We start from the raw sequence: 19,020 nt of genomic DNA on the forward strand, positions 1-19,020 counted from the left end.
CTTGGCGCCATGGACATCCTGCCCAGCTACCAGCAACTCGAGCAGCCCCTGCGCTTCAGCCCCTCCGCCGCATCCAAGGTCCGCGAACTGATCGCCGAGGAAGGCAACGCGGAGCTGAAGCTGCGCGTGTACATCCAGGGGGGCGGGTGCTCCGGGTTCCAGTACGGGTTCGAGTTCGACGAGAACCAGGCCGACGACGACATGGCCGTCAGCACCGACGGGGTGACCCTGCTGGTCGACCCGCTGAGCCTGCAATACCTGATGGGCGCCGAGGTCGACTACAGCGAAGGCCTGAGCGGCGCCCAGTTCGTGATCCGCAATCCGAACGCCAAGACCACCTGCGGCTGCGGCAGCAGTTTCACGGTCTGACCCGGCCGGGCCGGCGCCATGCCCTCCCCGGCCATCCTCGACGGTTTCGCCTTCGTGGCCGCCACGCTCGACCGCGCGGACGCCCTGCGCGGCGACGCGGAAGCGCTGCGCGGGCTGTGGCCCGGTGCGCGGCTGCTGGTGCTCGATCCTGACGGCCGGGCTGCCGCCGATGCGGAAGGCATGCTCCTGCCGTTGCGCGGCGGCGAGCTTGGGGACGATCCGGGCCCGGCGATCTTCCTGGGCCAGGCCGGCACGCAGGCCTGGTTCGCGTGCGAGGCCTCCCGCGCGCCAACGGTGCAGGCCGCGCAATGGATCGACCTGCGCCGCGCGGCGGCGGACTGGCCGGCCGGGATCGCCAGCGCCATGGCCTACGCACGCGGCATGCTGCACTGGCAGGGGCGCAACCGCCATTGCGGCGTCTGTGGCGGCGCGATCGCCTTCGAGCGCGGCGGCTTCGTCGGGCGCTGCGGGCAGTGCGGGACCGACCATTACCCGCGGGTCGATCCGGCCGTGATCGTGGCGGTGAGCGATGGCGAGCGACTGCTGCTGGGACGCCAGCCGGGCTGGCCGCCGCGGCGCTGGTCGGTGGTGGCGGGGTTCGTCGAGCCGGGCGAGGCTCCGGAGCAGACGGTGGTCCGCGAGGTGCACGAGGAGACCCGCGTGCGCGTGCGCGCCTGCCGCTACCTCGGCGCCCAGCCGTGGCCGTTTCCCGGTGCACTGATGCTGGGGTTCGAAGCGCTCGCCGATGCCGACGAGCCGTGCGTGGACGGCGAACTGGAAGCGGCGCGCTGGTTCACCCGCGAGGAAGTCGGGCAGGCACTGCTGCGCGACGGGACCGGGAGCGAAGGCATCCTGCTGGCCCCGCCGATATCGATCGCACGCTCCCTGATCGCCCACTGGCACCGCCGCGGGACCACGCTCACGCCCGCTTAGCGTCCCCCGCGCCGGGCTGCGGCTAGAATCGCCGCAGGGAGGTCCCTCAATGTTCACAACGCTGGTCGCCGTCATCGCTGCGCTGGTGCTGGGCCACGTCGCGCCCGCGCTGGGTGCATCGCTGCGCCAGTTCCACTGGTTCGGCCAGTGGCTGGAATGGCTCGGCTCGCACGTGGACGAGGGCGGATTCTGGCGCGGACGCCATGGCATCTGGCTGGCGCTGCTGCCACCGGTCCTGCTGGTGCTGCTGGTGCAGGTGGCGCTGTCCGGCCGGCTGCTCGGCCTGGCCAGCCTGCTGTTCGGCGTGATCGTGCTGGTCTGCACGTGGGGTCCGCGCGACCTCGACATCGACGTCGAGTCGGCGCTCGATGCCACCGAGCCGGAAACCCGCCGGGCGCGACTGGACCAGCTGGCGCCGGAGCCGGGCGTGGGGGTGGCCGAGGGTCCCGCACTGCCGGGCCTGCTGATGCGCAGCGCGCTGCGCCGCTGGTTCGCGCCGCTGCTGTGGTTCCTGCTGCTGGGCCCGGTCGGCGCGGTGCTGTACCGGCTGGTGGAGCGGGCCGCGCTGGCCCATGCCGTCGCCTTGCCGGCGGAGAACGTTCTTGGCGCACGCGACGCCCTGCGCGTGCTGGAGTGGCCGGTCGCCCAGCTGATGGTGCTGGCGCTCGCCCTGGCCGGCAATTTCGACCTGGTGTTCCGTGCATGGCGTGCCGCCGGAGGCGACCGCTGGCAAGCCGGCAGCGGCTTCCTCGAATCCGCCGGCCGGGCCGCCGTGCGGGGCGAACTGGCCGAGGAAGCCGCCGACTACCTCGAGGCGGGCCGGCTGCCGCCCGCGGCCGGGGAACTGGTCGAACTGCGCGACGCGATGAGCCTGGTCTGGCGCATGCTGCTGCTCTGGCTGGCGTTGCTGGCGTTGCTCGTGATCGCCGGCTGGGTGAACTGAGCGGCCTTCGCGGTGAAGCAATAGGCGCCACGCCGCGCCGGCTCGCAGTTTTCGGGGCGTGCGCGCAACACACGAAGGCCACCGCGGCTGGCGGGTGATCCGCGCCGCATGGCAGGCCACGGCGGGCCTTGGCGCGCCGCGCCGGGCCGCTCGCTCAGCCCGGCGCGAGCAGGGTGAAGGGATACCAGGGCAGGTTGCGGGCGATCCAGTATCCGGGCAGCACCCACAGCCACAGCTTCGGTTCCATCGCCACGGCCATCACCGGCCGCAACGCGCGCGGCTGCAACCCCTGCGACCAGGCGACCATCAAGGCCATCAGCGGCAGCATCAGCATGCCGAGCGGATTCATCGCGAACGCGCCGGCCAGGTCGCCGTGGACCAGTGCGTGCAGGCCGCGGGTCAGTCCGCAGCCCACGCAGTACAACCCGGTGAACGCGTGGAACATGCAGGGCGGGAACGGGCTTCCCGCCAGGTTGGGGTCGAACGTGCGCAGCAGCCACACGCCGGCGCCGGCCGCGACCGCGGCCGACGCCACCGCAACGACGCGGAGCGCGCGCGTGGCTGCCATCGGGCCTTACTGCGCGGCCTGGATCTGCTCCAGCATCTGCTGGTACTCGGCCATGCCACCGGTCGAGAACATGTAGATGTTCAGCAGCACGCCGATGATCGCCAGCGCGGTGGCGACCCAGCACCAGGTCTTGGCGTTGGCCGACGCGCGGCGGGCGCCCTCGAGGTCGCCCTGGCGAAGCAGGCCGTTGACCTTCGCGGAAAAGACGATGGCCACGATGCCGATCAGGCCGAGCGGGCAGCACAGGCAGGTGGCGAGCACGGTCGAGATGATCGCCCAGGCCAGGTGGTTCGGGATCGGCTCGTGCGCCGGCGGCGCGGTCGGGGTGGGGGGCGGGACGTAACTCATGGCACTGCCTCCTGGCGGTATCGGTTGGGAATCATGCGTTACAGCGTGGCGCCAGCGCCCCGTCACGGGCCTGGGGCGGAACACACGGCGGGTGGTGCGGCCTGCGCTCCCCGCGGGCGGTCGGAGGAAAGACTAACCGACAGGCGGTGACGGGCATAGCGCTGGCGTGGCGTCAGGCCGCGTCTCCGCGCAACGCACGCACCTGCGCCTCCAGTTCCTCGGCCTGCACGGGACCGGCGACCGGCGCGGCCGCCACGACCTCGATGCGCGCGCGGAACCGGCGCGGCACCCGCATCCGGCCCAGACGCGAGTCGCGCCGGCTCCACATGCTGGCCCACATCCCGCGCAGCGCCATCGGCACCACCGGCACCGGGCGCCCGGCGGCCGCGGCCCGCTCGAGGATCTTCTCCACGCCGGACTTGAAAGGTGCGATCGCGCCGTCCCTGGTCAGCGCCCCTTCCGGGAAGATGCAGACCATCTCGCCCTCCGCCAGGGTGGCGTCGATCTCGTCGAATGCGCGCCGCATCAGCTCCGGGTCCTCGCGCGCGCCGGCGATCGGGATCGCCCTGGCGGTGCGGAAGATCCAGCGCATCAGCGGGATGTTGAAGATCCGGTAGTACATGACGAAGCGCACCGGGCGCGGGATGCACGCGGCCAGGATCAGCGCGTCCATGTAGCTGACGTGGTTGCACACGATCAGCGCGGCGCCCTCGTCGGGGACGTGCTTCTCGATCCCGTGCAGGCGCAGCCGGTACAGCGTGCGCACCAGCAGCCAGCTGAGGAAGCGCATCAGGAATTCGGGCACGATCGTGAAGATCCACACCGCCACCAGCGCGTTGGCGATCGCCAGGGCGAGGAACACCTGCGGGATCGTCCAGCCGAGCAGGCGCTGCACGGCGATGCCGGCCAGCGCCGCGGCGACGATGAACATCGCGTTCTGGATGTTCATGCCGGCGATGACCCGGGCGATCTCCGCCTTCGGCGTGCGGCTCTGGATCAGCGCGAACAGCGGGACCACGAAGAAGCCGGTGAACAGGCCGATGCCGGTGAGGTCGAGCATGATCCGCACGCTGCCTTCGCTGCCCACGAACCCGGCCACGTCCAGCCCGGCGGCGAGCGCCTGGCCCGGCCGGGCGAAATAGAGGTCGAACAGGAACGCACTGACGCCGAACGCGCCCAGCGGCACCAGGCCGATCTCCACCGTGCGCCCGGACAGCCGCTCGCACAGCAGCGAACCGACGCCGACGCCGACCGAGAACAGCGCCAGGGCCATGATGTACAGTGCCTGGGTGCCACCCAGGTTCGCCTTGGCATACATCGGCAGCTGCGCGGTGAGCACCGTGCCGATGAACCAGAACCACGACACGCCCAGCACCGCGTTGCGCACCGCCGGCTGGCGCCGGGTCAGCTTCCAGATCCGCCAGGACTCGCGGGCGATGTTCCAGTCGATCGGCAGGTCCGGCGCGCCCGCGTCGACCCGCGGGATGCGGCGCGCGACCATGTTGCCGGCCAGCGCGAGCAGCACGATCGATACCGCCGCCACCACGGGGCCGCTCTCGCCGGCGAGGACGAAGATCAGGCCGCCGAAGATCATGCCGGCCAGGATCGAGATCGACGTCCCCATTTCGACCAGGCCGTTGCCGCCGGTCAGTTCCTCCGGCTTGAGCACCGCGGGCAGGATCGAGTACTTCACCGGCCCGAACAGGGTCGACTGCAGCCCCGTGCAGAACAGCGCGACCAGCAGCACGGGCATGCTGTGCAGCAGGAAGCCGACGGCCGCCAGCGACATGATCGCGATCTCCATCGCGGTGGTGGCCACGATCAGCTTCTGCTTCTCCAGCCGCTCGGCGACCTGCCCGGCGGTGGCCGAGAACAGGAAGTAAGGCAGGATGAAGATCGCCGGCGCCAGCTGGGTGTAGAGCGCCTGCGCGTCCTCGCTCAGCGCGCCCGACAGGACCATGGCGCCGAGCAGGCCGATGATCGCCTGGCGGTAGACGTTGTCGTTGAACGCGCCGAGCGCCTGGACGATGAAGTAGGGCAGGAAGCGGCGCTGGGTCAGCAGCGAGAACTGGCTGTGGCCGGACATGCGGGTCTCCGCGGAACTGCGCGGAGCCTAGCAGAGCGCGATGGCCGCCGGTTGTCCGGCGGCAGGCACGGTCGCGCACGGCGACGGTCCGTTGCACCGGTGGCGGCGCCCGCGCCGGCGGGCATTGCTAGAGTGCCCGGGTCGCCATTGCAGGAGTTCTCCATGGCCAGCACGCCGATGCCCGCCGCGTTCCTCGGCCACGGCAGCCCGATGAACGCGCTCGAGCGCAACCGCTTCACCGACGCCTGGCGGGCCTTCGGCGAGGCGGTGCCGCGGCCGCGCGCGATCCTGGCCGTGTCCGCGCACTGGTACGTCAACGCGACCGCGGTGACGGCGATGGAGCGGCCCCGCACCATCCACGATTTCTACGGATTCCCGCAGGCCCTGTTCGACGTGCAGTACCCGGCGCCGGGCCTGCCGCGGCTGGTCGAGGAGGTCGCCGACCTGGTCAGGCCCGACCACGTGGGCGCGGATGTCGACGGCTGGGGCATCGACCATGGCACCTGGTCGGTGCTGGTGCATGCCTTCCCGGACGCCGACATCCCGGTGGTGCAGCTGTCGATCGACGCGCGCAAGCCGCCGGAGTGGCACCTGGCGCTGGGCGCGAAGCTGGCCGCGCTGCGCGAACACGGCGTGCTGGTGGTCGGCAGCGGCAATGTCGTCCACAACCTGCGCGCGATCGACTGGCAGCAACCCGATGGCGCGTTCGACTGGGCGCGCCGCTTCGACGACCGCGCCCGCGAACTTATGCTCGAGCGGCCGCATGACATTTCCGCGCTCGCGTCGCATCCGGATTTCCGCATGGCGGTGCCGACCCCGGACCACTTCCTGCCGCTGCTGTACATCGCGGGCCTGGCCAGCGCCGGCGGCCGCAAGGCCGAGGTGCTGGTCGACGGCTACGCCTACGGATCGCTGTCGATGACCGCGTATGCGCTGGATGTGCACTGCCCGGACACGGGCGCGCAGCCGGGCGCGGCGGCGCTGGCGACGGTGCTGCCACCGGACGAGGCCAACGTCTGAGCCTCGCCCGTACTACCATGCCGGCCCACGTCGACTCGGACCTTCCATGAGCCGGATGCATGCGTTGCTGTGTTCCTGCCTGCTGCTGGGCGCTATACCCGGGGCGACCGCCGCGCCATCGCCCGCGGAGGCGGCGCGGGCGCAGCAGGCGGCCATGGTGGAATGGCGCCGCGATCTCCATCGCCATCCGGAACTGGGCGGGCACGAGGTCCGCACCGCCGGGGTGGTGGCCGACGAGCTGCGCGCACTGGGCCTGGAACCGCGCACGGGCATCGCCCGCACCGGGGTGACCGCCGTGCTCAGGGGCGCGTTGCCCGGGCCGCGCATCGCGCTGCGCGCGGACATGGATGCGCTGCCGGTCAAGGAGGACACCGGCCTGCCGTTCGCGTCGGTGGCGACCTCCACCTACCGTGGCCAGCCGGTAGGCGTGATGCACGCCTGCGGCCATGACATGCACGTGGCGATCCTGCTCGGCGTGGCCCGCGCCCTGGCCGCGCGCCGCGACACGCTGCGTGGCGAGGTGATGTTCGTGTTCCAGCCGTCGGAGGAGGGCCCGGACGAACCGGGCGCCCCGTTCGGCGCCCGGCTGATGCTGGACCAGGGCGTGTTCGACGGCTTCAGGCCGGACGCGGTGTTCGGCCTGCATGTCTGGGCCGGCCTGCCGGTCGGGCAGGTCGGCTTCCGCAGCGGTCCGCTGCTGGCCAGCGCGGACGAGTGGAGCCTGACGGTCAGGGGCCGCCAGACCCACGGCTCGCGGCCATGGGACGGCGTGGATCCGATCACGATCGGCGCGCAGATCCTGCTGGGCACGCAGAGCCTGGTGGCCCGCCAGGTCAACATCGCCAGCACGCCGGTGGTGCTGACCGCGGGCCAGTTCAATGCGGGCGTGCGCTTCAACATCATTCCCGACCAGGCCCAGCTGGTCGGCACGCTGCGGACGTTCGATCCGGCCGTGCGCGAGGACGTGATCGCGCGCTTTGACCGCATCGCGCAGGATTATGCGCATGCCGCCGGGGGCAGCGCCGAGCTCAAGGTGGTCAACAACGCACCGGCCACGATCAATGACCCGACCCTGGCGCGGCGTGTGCTGCCGTCGCTGCAGGCGGCGGTCGGCGCCGAACGTGTCGTGGAGATGCCGCTGCAGACCATCGCCGAGGACTTCTCGCAGTTCGCCAACGAGGTGCCCGGCGCCTACTTCATGGTCGGCACGACGCCGGCCGGGCAGGATCCGGCCTCGATGCCGATCAACCACTCCCCGCGTTACGCGCCGGACGAAGCAGCGCTGGAAGTCGGTGCGCGGGCGATGCTGCAGGTGGCGCTGGATTACCTCGGCAGCGGCGGTCCAGGCGTGCGCTGAGCGCGGTCGACCCGCTTCAGGCGTCCGCGAACCGGGCGCGACGCCCGGTCGCAGGCTCAGCCGCGTTCGCGTTCGATCGCGCGCCAGCCGATGTCGCTGCGGTGGAATTCGTTGGCCCAGCGGATGGCGTCGACGCCGGCATAGGCGCGGCGCTGCGCATCGGACACCGAGTCTCCCAGCGCGGCCACGCACAGCACGCGTCCGCCGGCGCTGACCACGTTGCCGGCCGCATCCAGGGCCGTGCCGGCGTGGAACACCTTGGCGCCGGCCGGCACCGCGTTCAGGCCGCTGATCACGTCGCCGGTCACCGGACTTTCCGGATAGGGACGCGCGGCAAGCACCACGCCCAGCGATGGCCGCGGATCCCACTGCGCGTCCACCTCATGCAGGCGCCCGTCGATCGCCGCCTCGACCAGGTCGACCAGGTCCGACTGCAGGCGCAGCATCACCGGCTGGGTTTCCGGGTCGCCGAAGCGCACGTTGAATTCGATCACCTTCGGCGCGCCGGACGCGTCGATCATCAGGCCCGCATACAGGAAGCCGGTGAACGGGACCCCGTCCGCGATCATGCCCTGCACGGTCGGGTTCACCACTTCGCGCATCACGCGGGCATGCACGTCCGGGGTGACCACCGGCGCGGGCGAGTAGGCGCCCATGCCGCCGGTGTTCGGCCCGGTGTCGCCGTCGCCCACGCGCTTGTGGTCCTGGCTGGTGGCCATCGGCAGCGCGGTGCGGCCGTCCACCATGGAAATGAAGCTGGCTTCCTCGCCCTCGAGGAATTCCTCGATGACCACGCGGGCGCCGGCATCGCCGAACGCGTTGCCCGACAGCATGTCGCGCACCGCCGCTTCGGCTTCGTCCAGGGTCATGGCCACGATCACGCCCTTGCCCGCGGCCAGGCCGTCGGCCTTGACCACGATCGGCGCGCCCTTCTCCCGGAGGTAGGCCAGTGCCGCATCGACATCGGTGTGGACCGCGTAGTACGCGGTCGGGATGCCGTGGCGGGCCAGGAAGTCCTTGGCGAACGCCTTGCTGCCTTCCAGCTGCGCGGCCGCCGCGGTGGGACCGAAGATGCGCAGGCCCGCGGCGCGGAAACGGTCGACCACGCCGGCCACCAGCGGGACCTCGGGACCGACCACGGTGAGCGCCACGCCTTCGGCCTGCGCCAGCTGCAGCAACCCGTCGATGTCGGTGACCTTGACCGCCGCGTTGCGGCAGCGCGCTTCGCTGGCCGTGCCGGCGTTGCCCGGAGCGACGACCACTTCCGAAACGCGCGGCGACTGGGCCAGCTTCCATGCCAGGGCGTGCTCGCGGCCACCGGAACCGATCACGAGGACTTTGGACATGCGGGCGGCTCGATCGCGAAGGGGAGCGCGATTCTAGCGTGCCGGGCACGCCCTCCGGCCTCCCGGGCCTGGCCGCGCGACGGTTTCAGTCGTATTCGTGGTGGCCGAAGGCCGGATGCAGCACGACTTCGCCGGCGGATGCGGCGTCGGTGAACCGCAACGCCTGGAACGCGCCTTCCGGGGTGGCCGGCAGCGTCAGCAGCGGGTCTGGCCGGAAACCGAAGCGACGGTAGTACGCCGGGTCGCCGAGCACCACGCAACCATTGGCCTCGCGCTCCTCGAGCATGCGCAGGCCGGCACGGATCAGCGCGCCGCCGACGCCATGGCCCTGGTCGGCCGGATCCACGGCCACCGGCCCCAGCACGTACCAGCGGTCGCCGTCGCGCGACGGCCGGGCGGGCGAGAACGCCACGTGCCCGGCGACGCGACCGTCGATGTCGGCCACCAGCGAGACCGCCAGCGCATGATCGGCGCGCAGGGTGTCGACGGTGCGGCTTTCCAGGCGGCCCTCGCCGGGCGCGCCGGCGAAGGCGCGGCGCACCAGGTCGTGGATCGCGTCGATGTCGTCGGGGCCTTCCTCGCGGATCCACATGGCGGCCGTCTCGCTGCATGGACTGGGGTGTCCAGCCTAGCGGCTCGGGCGTCAAGGCGCGTTATGCGCGCGATCCGTCGCCAGCCGGGCAGGGCGGTCACCGGCGTGCCGGCGACCCTGCCGTGGCGGCCGTGTTCAGTGCCGGAAGTGGCGCACGCCGGTGAACACCATGGCGATGCCGTGCTCGTCGGCCGCGGCGATGACCTCGGCGTCGCGCATCGAGCCACCCGGCTGGATCACCGCCTTGATCCCCGCCGCCGCCGCGGCGTCGATGCCGTCGCGGAACGGGAAGAACGCGTCGGAGGCCATCACCGACCCTTCCACCACCAGGTCGGCGTCGGCGGCCTTGATCCCGGCGATGCGGGCCGAATAGACCCGGCTCATCTGCCCGGCGCCCACGCCGACGGTCTGCAGGCCCTTCGCATAGACGATGGCGTTGGACTTGACGAACTTGGCCACCCGCCAGGCGAACAGCAGGTCGCCGAGCTGCGCCTGGTCCGGGGCGATCTTCGTGACCACCTTCAGCTCGCCCGCGCTCATGCCGCGGTTGTCCGAGGACTGCAGCAGCAGGCCCGAACCCACCCGCTTGGAGTCGTAGTTGTTCAGGCCGGCGCCGTGCGGGATGCGCAGCACGCGCACGTTGGCCTTCTTCTTCGCGTAGTCCAGCGCGCCATCCTCGTAGTCCGGGGCGATCAGTACTTCGACGAACTGGCGGTCGAGGATGGTCTTCGCGGTGGCCGCGTCGAGCGTGCGGTTGAAGGCGATGATGCCGCCGAACGCGGAGGTCGGGTCGGTGGCGTAAGCGCGCTCGTAGGCCTGGCCCACGTCGCCGGCGACGGACACGCCGCAGGGGTTGGCGTGCTTGACGATCACGCAGGCCGGCACGTCGAACTGGCGTACGCATTCCCAGGCCGCGTCGCTGTCGGCCAGGTTGTTGTAGCTCAGTTCCTTGCCCTGCAGCTGGGTGAAGGTCGCCAGCGTGCCCGGCACCGGGTACAGGTCGCGGTAGAACGCGCCGGACTGGTGCGGGTTCTCGCCGTAGCGCAGGTCCATCACCTTGACGAAGGTCGAGTTCATCTGCGCCGGATACTCGGTGCGCGCCGGCACCCCGGCGGTCGCCTCGGCCACCGCGGACAGGTAGTTGCTGATCGCCGCGTCGTACTGGGCGACGCGGTTGAACGCCGCCACCGACAGGGCGAAGCGCTGCGCGGCCGACAGGCGGCCGTCGTTGGCTTCCAGCCCGGCCAGCAGGCCGGCGTACTGCGACGGATCGGTCGCCACCGCGACGCGGGCGAAGTTCTTGGCCGCCGAGCGCAGCATCGCCGGGCCGCCGATGTCGATGTTCTCCACCGCTTCGTCGAGCGTGCAGCCGGCCTTGGCCGTCACCGACTCGAACGGATACAGGTTCAGCACCAGCAGGTCGATCGCGCCGATGCCGTGCTCGGCCATCACCGCATCATCGACGCCGGCGCGGCCGAGCAGGCCGCCGTGGACCAGCGGGTGCAGGGTCTTGACCCGCCCGTCCATCATTTCCGGGAAGCCGGTGACCTCGGACACGTCCCTGACCGGGAGCCCCGCGTCGCGGATCGCCCTGGCGGTGCCGCCCGTGGAGAGCAGTTCGACGCCACGCGCGGCCAGCGCACGGGCGAGTTCGAGCAGGTTCGTCTTGTCGGAAACGGACAGCAGTGCCCGGCGGACGGGCAGGAGGTCGGCGGTCATCGGGAGGGGCGATGCGGAGGAGGAGCGGAATTATAGCCGCCCGTCCGGATCCGGCCCGGCGCGACCTCAGGTGAGGCCGTAGTCCTTCAGCTTCTTGCGCAGGGTCGCGCGGTGGATGCCCAGCAGCGCCGCGGCGCGGCTCTGGTTGCCTTCGCAGTGGTTGAGCACTTCCACGAACAGCGGGATTTCCATCTCGCGCAGCACGATCTCGTAGACGTCGTTGGCATCGACGCCGTCAAGGTCGCGCAGGTAGCGCCGGACCGACTGGGCCACGTGCTCGCGCAACGGCGGACGGGAAGCGGTGCGGCCGGCGTCGGCGCGGGAAGTGGCGGTCTGCTGCACGGGAGTTCCAGTGGGAAGCGGCGCGCGAACGCGGCCGCGTCGAAGCGGGCAGGGGAGTCTAGCGCGGGAGCCGGGCCGCTGCCATTGGCCGGCGGCACCGATGCGTGTTCAGCGGAACTCGAACGAGAACGCGGCCGTCCCCGGGGCGGGTTCCTGCACGAGGAAGCTCACCTGTGCGCTCTGGCCCGGGGCCAGCGGCGCGGCCGGCGTCCGCCCCAGATACTGGGCGGGCGCGAACACGTGGCTGCCGAGGACGCGTCCGTCCGCGTCGGACAGGGCCAGCTGCAGGGCCGGCCAGGACTGCGCCCAGCGGGCGTCGTTGCGGAAGGTGGCGTCCACGCGCAACGCGCCGGGCTGGCGTGGCTCCGGACGCACCTTGCGGTCGAGCATGGTGAACGCCGAAGGCTCGGTCCATGGCGGCAGCGTGCAGCCGAGCGCGCCGCAGAGGACCTCCACCAGCGGCCGGAAGCGTGCATCGGCTGCCAGCCGCGCGCGGTCGGCGAGCGCGATCTGCAGGGCGAGCAGCAGGCCCAGCAGCGCGATCAGCGCCCAGCGCCAGCGCATCCAGCGGGACGGCCGCGCGGCGAACGCCGCCGGTGCCGTCGCCGACGCAGCGGCTGCGTCGGGGGAGGCGGTCCGGGCCGGGTCGACCTCGTCCACCTGGGCCGGCGCGGTCGCGCCTTCCTCCGGGTCGGCCACCGGTACCGCCGCATGTCCGGTGCTGTCCTGCGCGAGTCCGGTGCCGGACTCTTCGACGGACGCCGCGGCGGCGTCCTGTCCGTCATCCAGCGGTTTGCCGCAACGGGGACAGGCCGCCGGCAACGGCCGCAGCTGCGGAGGGTGCGCGACCAGGAACTGGCAGTGCGGGCAGGGAACGAACATGGCCTATTCAAGCATGCCGCCCATGCCGCGCGCGACGGATCAGCGGCGCACGCCGTCGATCCGCACCCAGTCCTCGTCGGTGGCCACCTGCAGCTCGTCGAACCAGGCGGCGTAGCGCTGCAGCAATTCCGCTTCCTGGCCGCGGAGGATGCCGGACAGGGCGATGCGGCCGCCGGGGGCGACCCGCGCGGCCAGCACCTCGGCCAGCGCGTCCAGCGCGGTGGCGAGGATGTTGGCGACGACCACCGGGTAGGTCGCGGCCGGTTCGTCCTGTGGCAGGTACACCGCCATGCGCGCATCGACGGCATTGCGTTGCGCGTTGTCCAGGGTCGCCTGGATCGCCTGCGGGTCGTTGTCCACGCCGACCGCCTGCGCGGCGCCGAGCTTGAGCGCGGCCAGGGCGAGGATGCCCGAGCCGCAACCGAAATCCAGCACGTGCGCGCCGCGCAGGCGGCCGTCGGCGGCCAGCGCGTCCAGCCAGCGCAGGCACAGCGCGGTGGTCGGGTGGGTGCCCGAGCCGAAGGCCAGGCCCGGGTCCAGGCGCACGACCGCCGCGCCTGCCGTCGCGGCGTCTTCGGGCAGTTCGTGGTCCCAGGGCACGATCCAGGTGCTGGCGCCGAACCGCATCGGCTGGAACATGTCCAGCCAGGCACGTTCCCAGTCCTCGTCCTCGACCTTGCGGAAGGACGCACCGCTCCATTCCAGCCCCGGGTCGAACGCCTCGAGCGCGGCCAGCAGCGCCAGCGCGTCGGTGTCGGCGTCGAACAGCGCGGTCAGCACCAGCGACTTCCAGATCGGGGTTTCGCCCACGCCCGGTTCCAGGATCGCCCGCTCGTTGGGCGTGTCGGCATCGGCGTCGAGCAGGGTGACCGCGAGCGCGCCCACGTCTTCCAGCGCACGCTCGTAGCGCGGCTGGTCGGCCTCGGTGCTGCGCAGGCTCAGTTCCAGGTAGGGCATGTCGGCGGCGGTGCAGTGTGGCGGGCGCCGATTGTCTCACGTGGCCGCTCCCGCTCCGCGCACGGCGGCGGAGCGGGGGGGGGCGGCGCGTCAGCCCAGCGCGATGGACTTGTTCTTGCGCTCGGCCAGGCGCTTCTCCAGGTAGTGGATGTTCTGGCCGCCGGCCTGGAACCCCTGGTCGCGCATGATCCGCTGCTGCAGCGGGATGTTGGTCTTGATCCCGTCCACCACCATCTCGCTCAGCGCCACGCGCATGCGCGCGATCGCGGTGGCGCGGTCCGGCGCGTGCACGATCAGCTTGCCGACCATCGAGTCGTAGTTCGGCGGCACGCGATAGCCCTCGTAGATGTGGGTGTCCACGCGCACGCCCGGGCCGCCCGGGGCATGGAAGTGCTGGATCAGGCCGGGGCTGGGGATGAAGCTCTCCGGGTCCTCGGCGTTGATCCGGCACTCGATCGCGTGGCCTTCGAGGACCACGTCCTCCTGCCGGATCGACAGTTTCTGGCCGGAGGCGATCTTCAGCTGCTCGGCGACCAGGTCGATGCCGGTGACCATCTCGGTGACCGGGTGTTCGACCTGGATGCGGGTGTTCATCTCGATGAAGTAGAAGCGCCCGTCCTCGTACAGGAACTCGAACGTGCCGGCGCCGCGGTAGCCGATGCGGATGCAGGCCTCGACGCAGACCTTGCCGATCTGCGCGCGCTGCTCGGGCGTGATCCCCGGCGCCGGCGCCTCCTCGACCACCTTCTGGTGGCGGCGCTGCATCGAGCAATCGCGCTCGCCGAGGTGGATGGCGTTGCCCTGGCCGTCGGCCAGCACCTGGATCTCCACGTGGCGCGGGTTCTCCAGGAACTTCTCCATGTAGACCTCGCCATTGCCGAACGCGGCCTTGGCCTCGGTCTTGGTGGTCTCGATCGCCGCCTTCAGCGCGCCCTCGGCGTGGACCACGCGCATGCCGCGCCCGCCGCCGCCGCCGGCCGCCTTGATGATCACCGGGTAGCCGATCTCGCGGGCGATCTTGGTGTTGGCGACGATGTCCTCGCCGAGCGGGCCACCGGAGCCGGGCACGCAGGGCACGCCGGCCGACTTCATCGCGCGGATCGCCTCGACCTTGTCGCCCATCAGGCGGATCGTATCGGCCTTGGGCCCGATGAAGATGAAGCCGGACTGCTCCACGCGCTCGGCGAAATCGGCGTTTTCCGACAGGAAGCCGTAGCCGGGGTGGATGGCCTGCGCGTCGGTGACCTCGGCGGCCGCGATGATCGAGGCCATGTTGAGGTAGCTGTCGGCCGAGGCGGCCGGGCCGATGCAGACCGACTCGTCGGCCATGGCCACGTGCTTGAGGTTGCGGTCCACGGTCGAGTGCACGGCGACGGTGCGGATGCCCATCGCGTGGCAGGCGCGCAGGATCCGCAGCGCGATCTCGCCGCGGTTGGCGATGACGACTTTATCGAGCATGTTCGTTTCCCAGTTCGTTCTTCCGGCCCGCCGGGCTGCTCGCCGGCGGGCGTTCGCAGGCGCGCGGCTCGCGCCGCTGCTCAGCCGATGACGAACAGCGGCTGGTCGAACTCGATCGGCTGGCCGCTCTCGCACAGGATCGCGACCACCGTGCCGGCGACGTCGGCTTCGATCGGGTTGAACATCTTCATCGCCTCGATGATGCCCAGCGTCTCGCCGGCCTTGACCGCCTGGCCGACGCTGACGAACACCGGCTTGTCCGGACCCGGCGCGGCGTAATAGGTGCCGACCATCGGCGCGCGGACCACGTGGCCCGGGGGCAGGTCGGCGCCGGCCTTGTGCGCGCCGCCGGTGGCCGACTCGGTCGGCGAGCTCATCGGCATCGGTGCCGCGGCCGGGGCGGCGGCGACCGGGGAGCGCACTTCCAGCGCGGCGGCCGGGGCGGCCACGGCCACGCCGGTCGGGATGCGCGACAGGCGCACGCTCTCCTCGCCTTCCTTGATCTCGATTTCGGCGAGGTTGGATTCTTCCAGCAGGTCGATGAGCTTCTTGATCTTGCGCAGGTCCATGGTGGCCTCTGTGTTGGGAGCCCCGCGCCGGGGCGCGGTACAGGGGGAAGTCAGCCCGGCAGGCGCGCCAGCGCGGCGTCCAGGGCGTAGCGGTAGCTGTCGGCGCCGAAGCCGCAGACCACGCCGACCGCCTTGTCGCTGAAATAGCTGTGCTGGCGGAACGGTTCGCGGGCGTGCGGGTTGGACAGGTGGATCTCGATGAACGGGACGGACACCGCCGCCAGCGCGTCGCGCAGGGCGACCGAGGTGTGGGTGAAGGCGGCCGGATTGATCAGGATGAAGGCGGTGCCGTCGCCGCGGGCGGCCTGGACGCGGTCGACCAGGGCGTGCTCGGCGTTGGACTGGAATGACTCCAGCGCGTGCCCGGCCGCCGTGGCGCGGGCGGCCAGGTCCGCGTCGATGTCGGCCAGCGTGGTGCGCCCGTAGACCTCCGGCTCGCGTGTTCCGAGCAGGTTGAGGTTGGGGCCGTGCAGGACCAGCAGTTTGGACATCGGGGCTGCGGAACCGGAAAGGGCGGCAGTCTGCGCGAAGGCGTCATTACTGTCCAGTTCGGCGAAGATGCCAGCGTTTCAAGCGAACGATTGAATCCGCCCGGACCGTGGCGCGCGTCCCGCCTTCCGTGCCGGGGCGGTCTCAGTTCGCGACCCAGCGATCGACCTCGCCGCTGGCGAAAGGACCGAGCTTCTGCCGGATCACCCGCCCGTCCGCACCCACCAGCACCGTGTACGGCAACAGCCCACGGGTGTTGCCGAGCCAGACGCTGGCGTCGGCCGGCCCCGGCGTCTCCAGCAGGATCGGATACTGCACCGGTACCCGTTCGAGGAAGGCGCGCACGCCTTCCGGCGTGTCGAGCGCCAATCCGACCACCTGGATCCCGGTGTCGCCCTGTCCACGGGCGAATCGCTGCAACTCCGGCATCTCTTCGACGCACGGCCCGCACCAGCTGGCCCAGACATTGACCAGCAACGGCCGGCCGGGGGCGATCGCGGCGAGTTCGACGACGTTCCCGTCCAGCCCCGGCAGGCGGATGGCGGGCAGCGGATCGCCCGGGCGGGCCGGCGTCACCCCGGCAGGGGGCGTCGGCGCGGTCGCGTCGGCCATGGCCTGCAGTGCGCGCTGTCCAGCGTCGCTGTCCTGGAGCGGGCTGCGGCCGTGCCAGACCCCGGCGAGCAGGCCGGCCACGCCGGCGGCCGCGGCCACCAGCAGCAGGCGCGCTGCCGGCTTCATCGTGCCGCCGCGCGCAGCAGCGCGTCCTCGACGATGGCCTGGGTGAGCACCGGCGGCAGCACCGCCGGCGGCGCACCCGGGCCGTAGACGACGTAAAGCGGCACGCCGACGGCCTTGTGCTCCTCGAGGAAGGCGCTGATCGCCGGATCGGCATTGGTCCAGTCGCCGCGCATGTAGCGCGCGCCGGTGCGGTCGAGCAGCTGGTGGAAAGCCTCGCTGGACAGCACGTTGCGTTCGTTGGCCTTGCAGGTGACGCACCAGTCGGCGGTCATGTTGACGAATACGACCGCGTCGGCCGCGCGCAGCCGGTCGAGGGCATCGGGCGAATACGCGAGCGCATCGCCTTCCTGGGCGGCCGCGGCCGCCGGCGGGACGATCCGGGTCACGCCCCAGGCGGGCAACAGCGCGACCACCGCCAGCCCCAGCGCCAGGGCCGCCGCCACGCGGCGACCCTGCCAGCGGCTGCGCTCGAACCACCACAGCGCCAGCGCCAGCAGCGCCGCACCGGCGAGCACCAGCGCGATCGCATCCACGCCGCGCTGCCGTCCGAGCACCCACAGCAGCCAGATCGCGGTCAGGTACATGGGGAAGGCCAGCACTTGCTTGAGCGTCTCCATCCACGCGCCCGGCCGGGGCAGCCGCCGCGCCAGCGCCGGCACGAAGCCGATCAGCACGAACGGCAGGGCCAGGCCCAGGCCCAGGGCCAGGAACACCAGCATCCCGGCCAGGGCCGGGGCGGCGAACGCATAGGCCAGCGCCGGGCCCATGAAGGGCGCGATGCAGGGACTGGCGACCACGCAGGCCAGCACGCCGGTGAGGAAGTCGCCGGCAGGGCCGCTGCGCGGCGCGGCCAGGCCGCCGCCCAGCCCGGCACCGAGCGTGAACACCCCCGACAGGCTCAAACCGACCGCGAACATCAGGTAGACCAGTGCGGCGACGAACCAGGGCTGCTGCAGCTGGAACCCCCAGCCCGCCGCCTGTCCGGCGGCACGCAGCGCCACCACCAGCGCACCCACCGCGGCGAAGGCGACCAGCACCCCGGCGGTGTACCAGAGCGCATGGCTGCGGGCCCGCTCACGGCTCCCGCCGCTTTGCGCCAGGCCCAGCGCCTTCAGCGACAGGATCGGCAGGACGCAGGGCATCAGGTTCAGGAGCAGGCCGCCGAGCAGGGCCAGCAGGAGGATGCCGGCCAGTGCCGGGGTGTCCGCCGCCGGCGGCGCGCGCGTGCGCATGGCGTTGCCCGCCGACGCGTCCGGCACCGGGCCGTCGGCATCGGCGGCCGGCGGCGGAGTCGCGGCCGCTGGCGCCCCGCTACCGGCTACGGCCGCGGCGACCGGTGCCGCCGGCTGGGCGGGGGTCACGCTGTCGGTGTCGACCTGGCCGGCGGGCAGGTCGACCGGGAGGCGGCGGGTCATCGGCGGGTAGCAGATGCCGTCGGTCTGGCAACCCTGGAAGGTCGCCACCACGGTTACCCGGGTCGGGCGCGGGTGGGCGCGGCGCACCGGCAGGTCGACCTCGGCCGGCTCGAAGAACACGACCACGTCGCCGAAGTGTTCGTCGTGGTGGCGGCTGCCCTGCGGCCAGCGAGGCGCGCGGGCGTGCACGCCCGCGTCGCCCTCCAGTTCGAAGTGGCTGCGGTCGCGGTAGATGTAATAGCCGGGCGCGGGCTGCAGCCGGACCAGGATGCGGTTGCCGCCGTCGGCGATCGCGTCCAGCGCGAAGGCCTGGGTGTCGGGCAGCGCCTGCTGCCCGGGCAGTCGCAGGCCGCGCGCGCCGCTGCTGCCGCCCAGTCCGGGCAAGGTCGCGGCGGTGGGCGCGGGCAGCCCGGCGGTCGCGGCCGGCGGTAGCGTGACCTGCAGGCGCCGCGTCTGCGGTGGATAGCAGATCCCGAGGTCGGCGCAGCCCTGGTACCTGACCTCGAGCTGCACCGGCCCGGTCCCGGCCTGGCGGCCGGGCAGGGTGGCGACGAGTTCGCCGCGATAGGTCTCCACCGGTCCGAAGAACTCGTCGGTATGGCGCGCCCCGTCCGGCAGCTGCAGCTCGCCGCCGCTGAAACCGGCGCTGGCCTTCACCGAGGTGCGGTGCCGGTAGAGGTAATAGCCGTCGGCGATCTTCCACCGCAGTTCGATGCGGTCGGCGGCCGGGGCCCCGGCGCTGAGCACGAAGGCCTGGTCGACCGGCAGCAGGTCGCTTTCGTCCACCGCCCACGCCGGCAGCGCCGTCGCCAGGACGAGCAGGGACAGCGGCAGGCGGAGCAGGGAGGCGGCGATCCGCCGGCGAAGCTTGGAATACATGGGGGACAGG

Annotated in this window: 19 protein-coding genes; 5 read left to right on the plus strand and 14 right to left on the minus strand. The window is 72.0% G+C overall.

The features are described from left to right. The first annotated feature begins 9 nt into the window (after positions 1-9). Genes erpA through ACA089_RS14715 form a run of 3 tightly spaced genes read left to right on the plus strand, consistent with a single transcriptional unit; the run spans position 10 to position 2,245 of the window. A complete protein-coding gene (gene erpA / locus ACA089_RS14705) occupies positions 10-369 on the plus strand; it encodes an iron-sulfur cluster insertion protein ErpA (RefSeq protein WP_372018202.1) in 360 nt (119 codons plus the stop codon). An 18-nt stretch (positions 370-387) separates the two neighbouring features. Continuing rightward, positions 388-1,302: an NAD(+) diphosphatase gene (gene nudC, locus ACA089_RS14710; RefSeq protein ID WP_372018204.1), complete on the plus strand. Its 915-nt coding sequence runs from the start codon at positions 388-390 to the stop codon at positions 1,300-1,302. Between the two features lie 49 nt (positions 1,303-1,351). Then, entirely contained in the window at positions 1,352-2,245 is an 894-nt protein-coding gene (locus tag ACA089_RS14715; RefSeq protein ID WP_372018206.1) for a hypothetical protein, read from the plus strand. A 154-nt stretch (positions 2,246-2,399) separates the two neighbouring features. Here ACA089_RS14715 and ACA089_RS14720 read toward each other — a convergent pair whose 3' ends face one another. The 3 genes from ACA089_RS14720 to ACA089_RS14730 all read right to left on the minus strand — a co-directional run bounded on the left by ACA089_RS14720 (position 2,400) and on the right by ACA089_RS14730 (position 5,247). After that, complete coding sequence (locus ACA089_RS14720) at positions 2,400-2,813, minus strand: DUF2752 domain-containing protein (RefSeq protein WP_372018209.1); 414 nt, start codon at positions 2,811-2,813, stop codon at positions 2,400-2,402. Between the two features lie 6 nt (positions 2,814-2,819). Continuing rightward, a complete protein-coding gene (locus ACA089_RS14725; RefSeq protein WP_372018210.1) occupies positions 2,820-3,161 on the minus strand; it encodes a CD225/dispanin family protein in 342 nt (113 codons plus the stop codon). A gap of 172 nt (positions 3,162-3,333) precedes the next feature. After that, positions 3,334-5,247 carry an MFS transporter gene (locus ACA089_RS14730; RefSeq protein ID WP_372018212.1) on the minus strand — a complete coding sequence of 638 codons (1,914 nt, stop codon included), beginning with the start codon at positions 5,245-5,247 and terminating at the stop codon, positions 3,334-3,336. A gap of 162 nt (positions 5,248-5,409) precedes the next feature. Between ACA089_RS14730 and ygiD the strand changes: the two genes are divergently transcribed. Continuing rightward, a complete protein-coding gene (gene ygiD / locus ACA089_RS14735) occupies positions 5,410-6,267 on the plus strand; it encodes a 4,5-DOPA-extradiol-dioxygenase (protein WP_372018214.1) in 858 nt (285 codons plus the stop codon). Between the two features lie 46 nt (positions 6,268-6,313). Next, on the plus strand, positions 6,314-7,624 hold the full coding sequence (locus ACA089_RS14740; protein ID WP_372018215.1) for an amidohydrolase: 1,311 nt from the start codon (positions 6,314-6,316) through the stop codon (positions 7,622-7,624). A gap of 56 nt (positions 7,625-7,680) precedes the next feature. Here ACA089_RS14740 and purD read toward each other — a convergent pair whose 3' ends face one another. From purD to ACA089_RS14795, 11 genes are all read right to left on the minus strand, one after another. Beyond that, a complete protein-coding gene (gene purD / locus ACA089_RS14745; RefSeq protein ID WP_372018218.1) occupies positions 7,681-8,970 on the minus strand; it encodes a phosphoribosylamine--glycine ligase in 1,290 nt (429 codons plus the stop codon). Positions 8,971-9,055: 85 nt separating this feature from the next. Continuing rightward, the gene (locus ACA089_RS14750) at positions 9,056-9,562 is read right to left on the minus strand and encodes a GNAT family N-acetyltransferase (protein WP_372018219.1); all 507 of its coding nucleotides are present in this window, start codon (positions 9,560-9,562) and stop codon (positions 9,056-9,058) included. A 135-nt stretch (positions 9,563-9,697) separates the two neighbouring features. After that, the gene (gene purH, locus ACA089_RS14755; RefSeq protein ID WP_372018222.1) at positions 9,698-11,281 is read right to left on the minus strand and encodes a bifunctional phosphoribosylaminoimidazolecarboxamide formyltransferase/IMP cyclohydrolase; all 1,584 of its coding nucleotides are present in this window, start codon (positions 11,279-11,281) and stop codon (positions 9,698-9,700) included. 66 nt (positions 11,282-11,347) lie between these two features. Continuing rightward, on the minus strand, positions 11,348-11,623 hold the full coding sequence (fis, locus tag ACA089_RS14760; protein WP_372018224.1) for a DNA-binding transcriptional regulator Fis: 276 nt from the start codon (positions 11,621-11,623) through the stop codon (positions 11,348-11,350). Positions 11,624-11,731: 108 nt separating this feature from the next. After that, positions 11,732-12,505: a DUF3426 domain-containing protein gene (locus ACA089_RS14765; protein WP_372018227.1), complete on the minus strand. Its 774-nt coding sequence runs from the start codon at positions 12,503-12,505 to the stop codon at positions 11,732-11,734. A gap of 39 nt (positions 12,506-12,544) precedes the next feature. Further along, complete coding sequence (gene prmA / locus ACA089_RS14770) at positions 12,545-13,462, minus strand: 50S ribosomal protein L11 methyltransferase (RefSeq protein WP_372018229.1); 918 nt, start codon at positions 13,460-13,462, stop codon at positions 12,545-12,547. 90 nt (positions 13,463-13,552) lie between these two features. After that, a complete protein-coding gene (gene accC, locus ACA089_RS14775) occupies positions 13,553-14,920 on the minus strand; it encodes an acetyl-CoA carboxylase biotin carboxylase subunit (protein ID WP_372018231.1) in 1,368 nt (455 codons plus the stop codon). A gap of 80 nt (positions 14,921-15,000) precedes the next feature. Then, positions 15,001-15,489 carry an acetyl-CoA carboxylase biotin carboxyl carrier protein gene (gene accB, locus ACA089_RS14780; RefSeq protein ID WP_372018233.1) on the minus strand — a complete coding sequence of 163 codons (489 nt, stop codon included), beginning with the start codon at positions 15,487-15,489 and terminating at the stop codon, positions 15,001-15,003. Positions 15,490-15,539: 50 nt separating this feature from the next. Continuing rightward, positions 15,540-15,980 (minus strand): type II 3-dehydroquinate dehydratase, encoded by a 441-nt coding sequence (gene aroQ, locus ACA089_RS14785; protein WP_372018235.1) that lies wholly within the window; start codon positions 15,978-15,980, stop codon positions 15,540-15,542. A gap of 142 nt (positions 15,981-16,122) precedes the next feature. Further along, positions 16,123-16,716: a TlpA family protein disulfide reductase gene (locus ACA089_RS14790; protein WP_372018237.1), complete on the minus strand. Its 594-nt coding sequence runs from the start codon at positions 16,714-16,716 to the stop codon at positions 16,123-16,125. Beyond that, positions 16,713-19,010 (minus strand): protein-disulfide reductase DsbD family protein, encoded by a 2,298-nt coding sequence (locus tag ACA089_RS14795; protein ID WP_372018240.1) that lies wholly within the window; start codon positions 19,008-19,010, stop codon positions 16,713-16,715. Before ACA089_RS14795 ends, ACA089_RS14790 begins: the two co-directional genes overlap by 4 nt. Positions 19,011-19,020: the final 10 nt, after the last annotated feature.

This window comes from Pseudoxanthomonas fibrivorans, assembly GCF_041464125.1.
Lineage (GTDB): Bacteria > Pseudomonadota > Gammaproteobacteria > Xanthomonadales > Xanthomonadaceae > Pseudoxanthomonas.

Bases quoted from the DNA above. Each gene is read 5' to 3' on its own strand.
- erpA (WP_372018202.1), top strand. From the start codon at position 10: ATGGACATCCTGCCCAGCTACCAGCAACTCGAGCAGCCCCTGCGCTTC.
- nudC (WP_372018204.1), top strand. From the start codon at position 388: ATGCCCTCCCCGGCCATCCTCGACGGTTTCGCCTTCGTGGCCGCCACG.
- ACA089_RS14715 (WP_372018206.1), top strand. From the start codon at position 1,352: ATGTTCACAACGCTGGTCGCCGTCATCGCTGCGCTGGTGCTGGGCCAC.
- ACA089_RS14720 (WP_372018209.1), bottom strand. From the start codon at position 2,813: ATGGCAGCCACGCGCGCGCTCCGCGTCGTTGCGGTGGCGTCGGCCGCG.
- ACA089_RS14725 (WP_372018210.1), bottom strand. From the start codon at position 3,161: ATGAGTTACGTCCCGCCCCCCACCCCGACCGCGCCGCCGGCGCACGAG.
- ACA089_RS14730 (WP_372018212.1), bottom strand. From the start codon at position 5,247: ATGTCCGGCCACAGCCAGTTCTCGCTGCTGACCCAGCGCCGCTTCCTG.
- ygiD (WP_372018214.1), top strand. From the start codon at position 5,410: ATGGCCAGCACGCCGATGCCCGCCGCGTTCCTCGGCCACGGCAGCCCG.
- ACA089_RS14740 (WP_372018215.1), top strand. From the start codon at position 6,314: ATGAGCCGGATGCATGCGTTGCTGTGTTCCTGCCTGCTGCTGGGCGCT.
- purD (WP_372018218.1), bottom strand. From the start codon at position 8,970: ATGTCCAAAGTCCTCGTGATCGGTTCCGGTGGCCGCGAGCACGCCCTG.
- ACA089_RS14750 (WP_372018219.1), bottom strand. From the start codon at position 9,562: ATGTGGATCCGCGAGGAAGGCCCCGACGACATCGACGCGATCCACGAC.
- purH (WP_372018222.1), bottom strand. From the start codon at position 11,281: ATGACCGCCGACCTCCTGCCCGTCCGCCGGGCACTGCTGTCCGTTTCC.
- ACA089_RS14765 (WP_372018227.1), bottom strand. From the start codon at position 12,505: ATGTTCGTTCCCTGCCCGCACTGCCAGTTCCTGGTCGCGCACCCTCCG.
- prmA (WP_372018229.1), bottom strand. From the start codon at position 13,462: ATGCCCTACCTGGAACTGAGCCTGCGCAGCACCGAGGCCGACCAGCCG.
- accC (WP_372018231.1), bottom strand. From the start codon at position 14,920: ATGCTCGATAAAGTCGTCATCGCCAACCGCGGCGAGATCGCGCTGCGG.
- accB (WP_372018233.1), bottom strand. From the start codon at position 15,489: ATGGACCTGCGCAAGATCAAGAAGCTCATCGACCTGCTGGAAGAATCC.
- aroQ (WP_372018235.1), bottom strand. From the start codon at position 15,980: ATGTCCAAACTGCTGGTCCTGCACGGCCCCAACCTCAACCTGCTCGGA.
- ACA089_RS14790 (WP_372018237.1), bottom strand. From the start codon at position 16,716: ATGAAGCCGGCAGCGCGCCTGCTGCTGGTGGCCGCGGCCGCCGGCGTG.
- ACA089_RS14795 (WP_372018240.1), bottom strand. From the start codon at position 19,010: ATGTATTCCAAGCTTCGCCGGCGGATCGCCGCCTCCCTGCTCCGCCTG.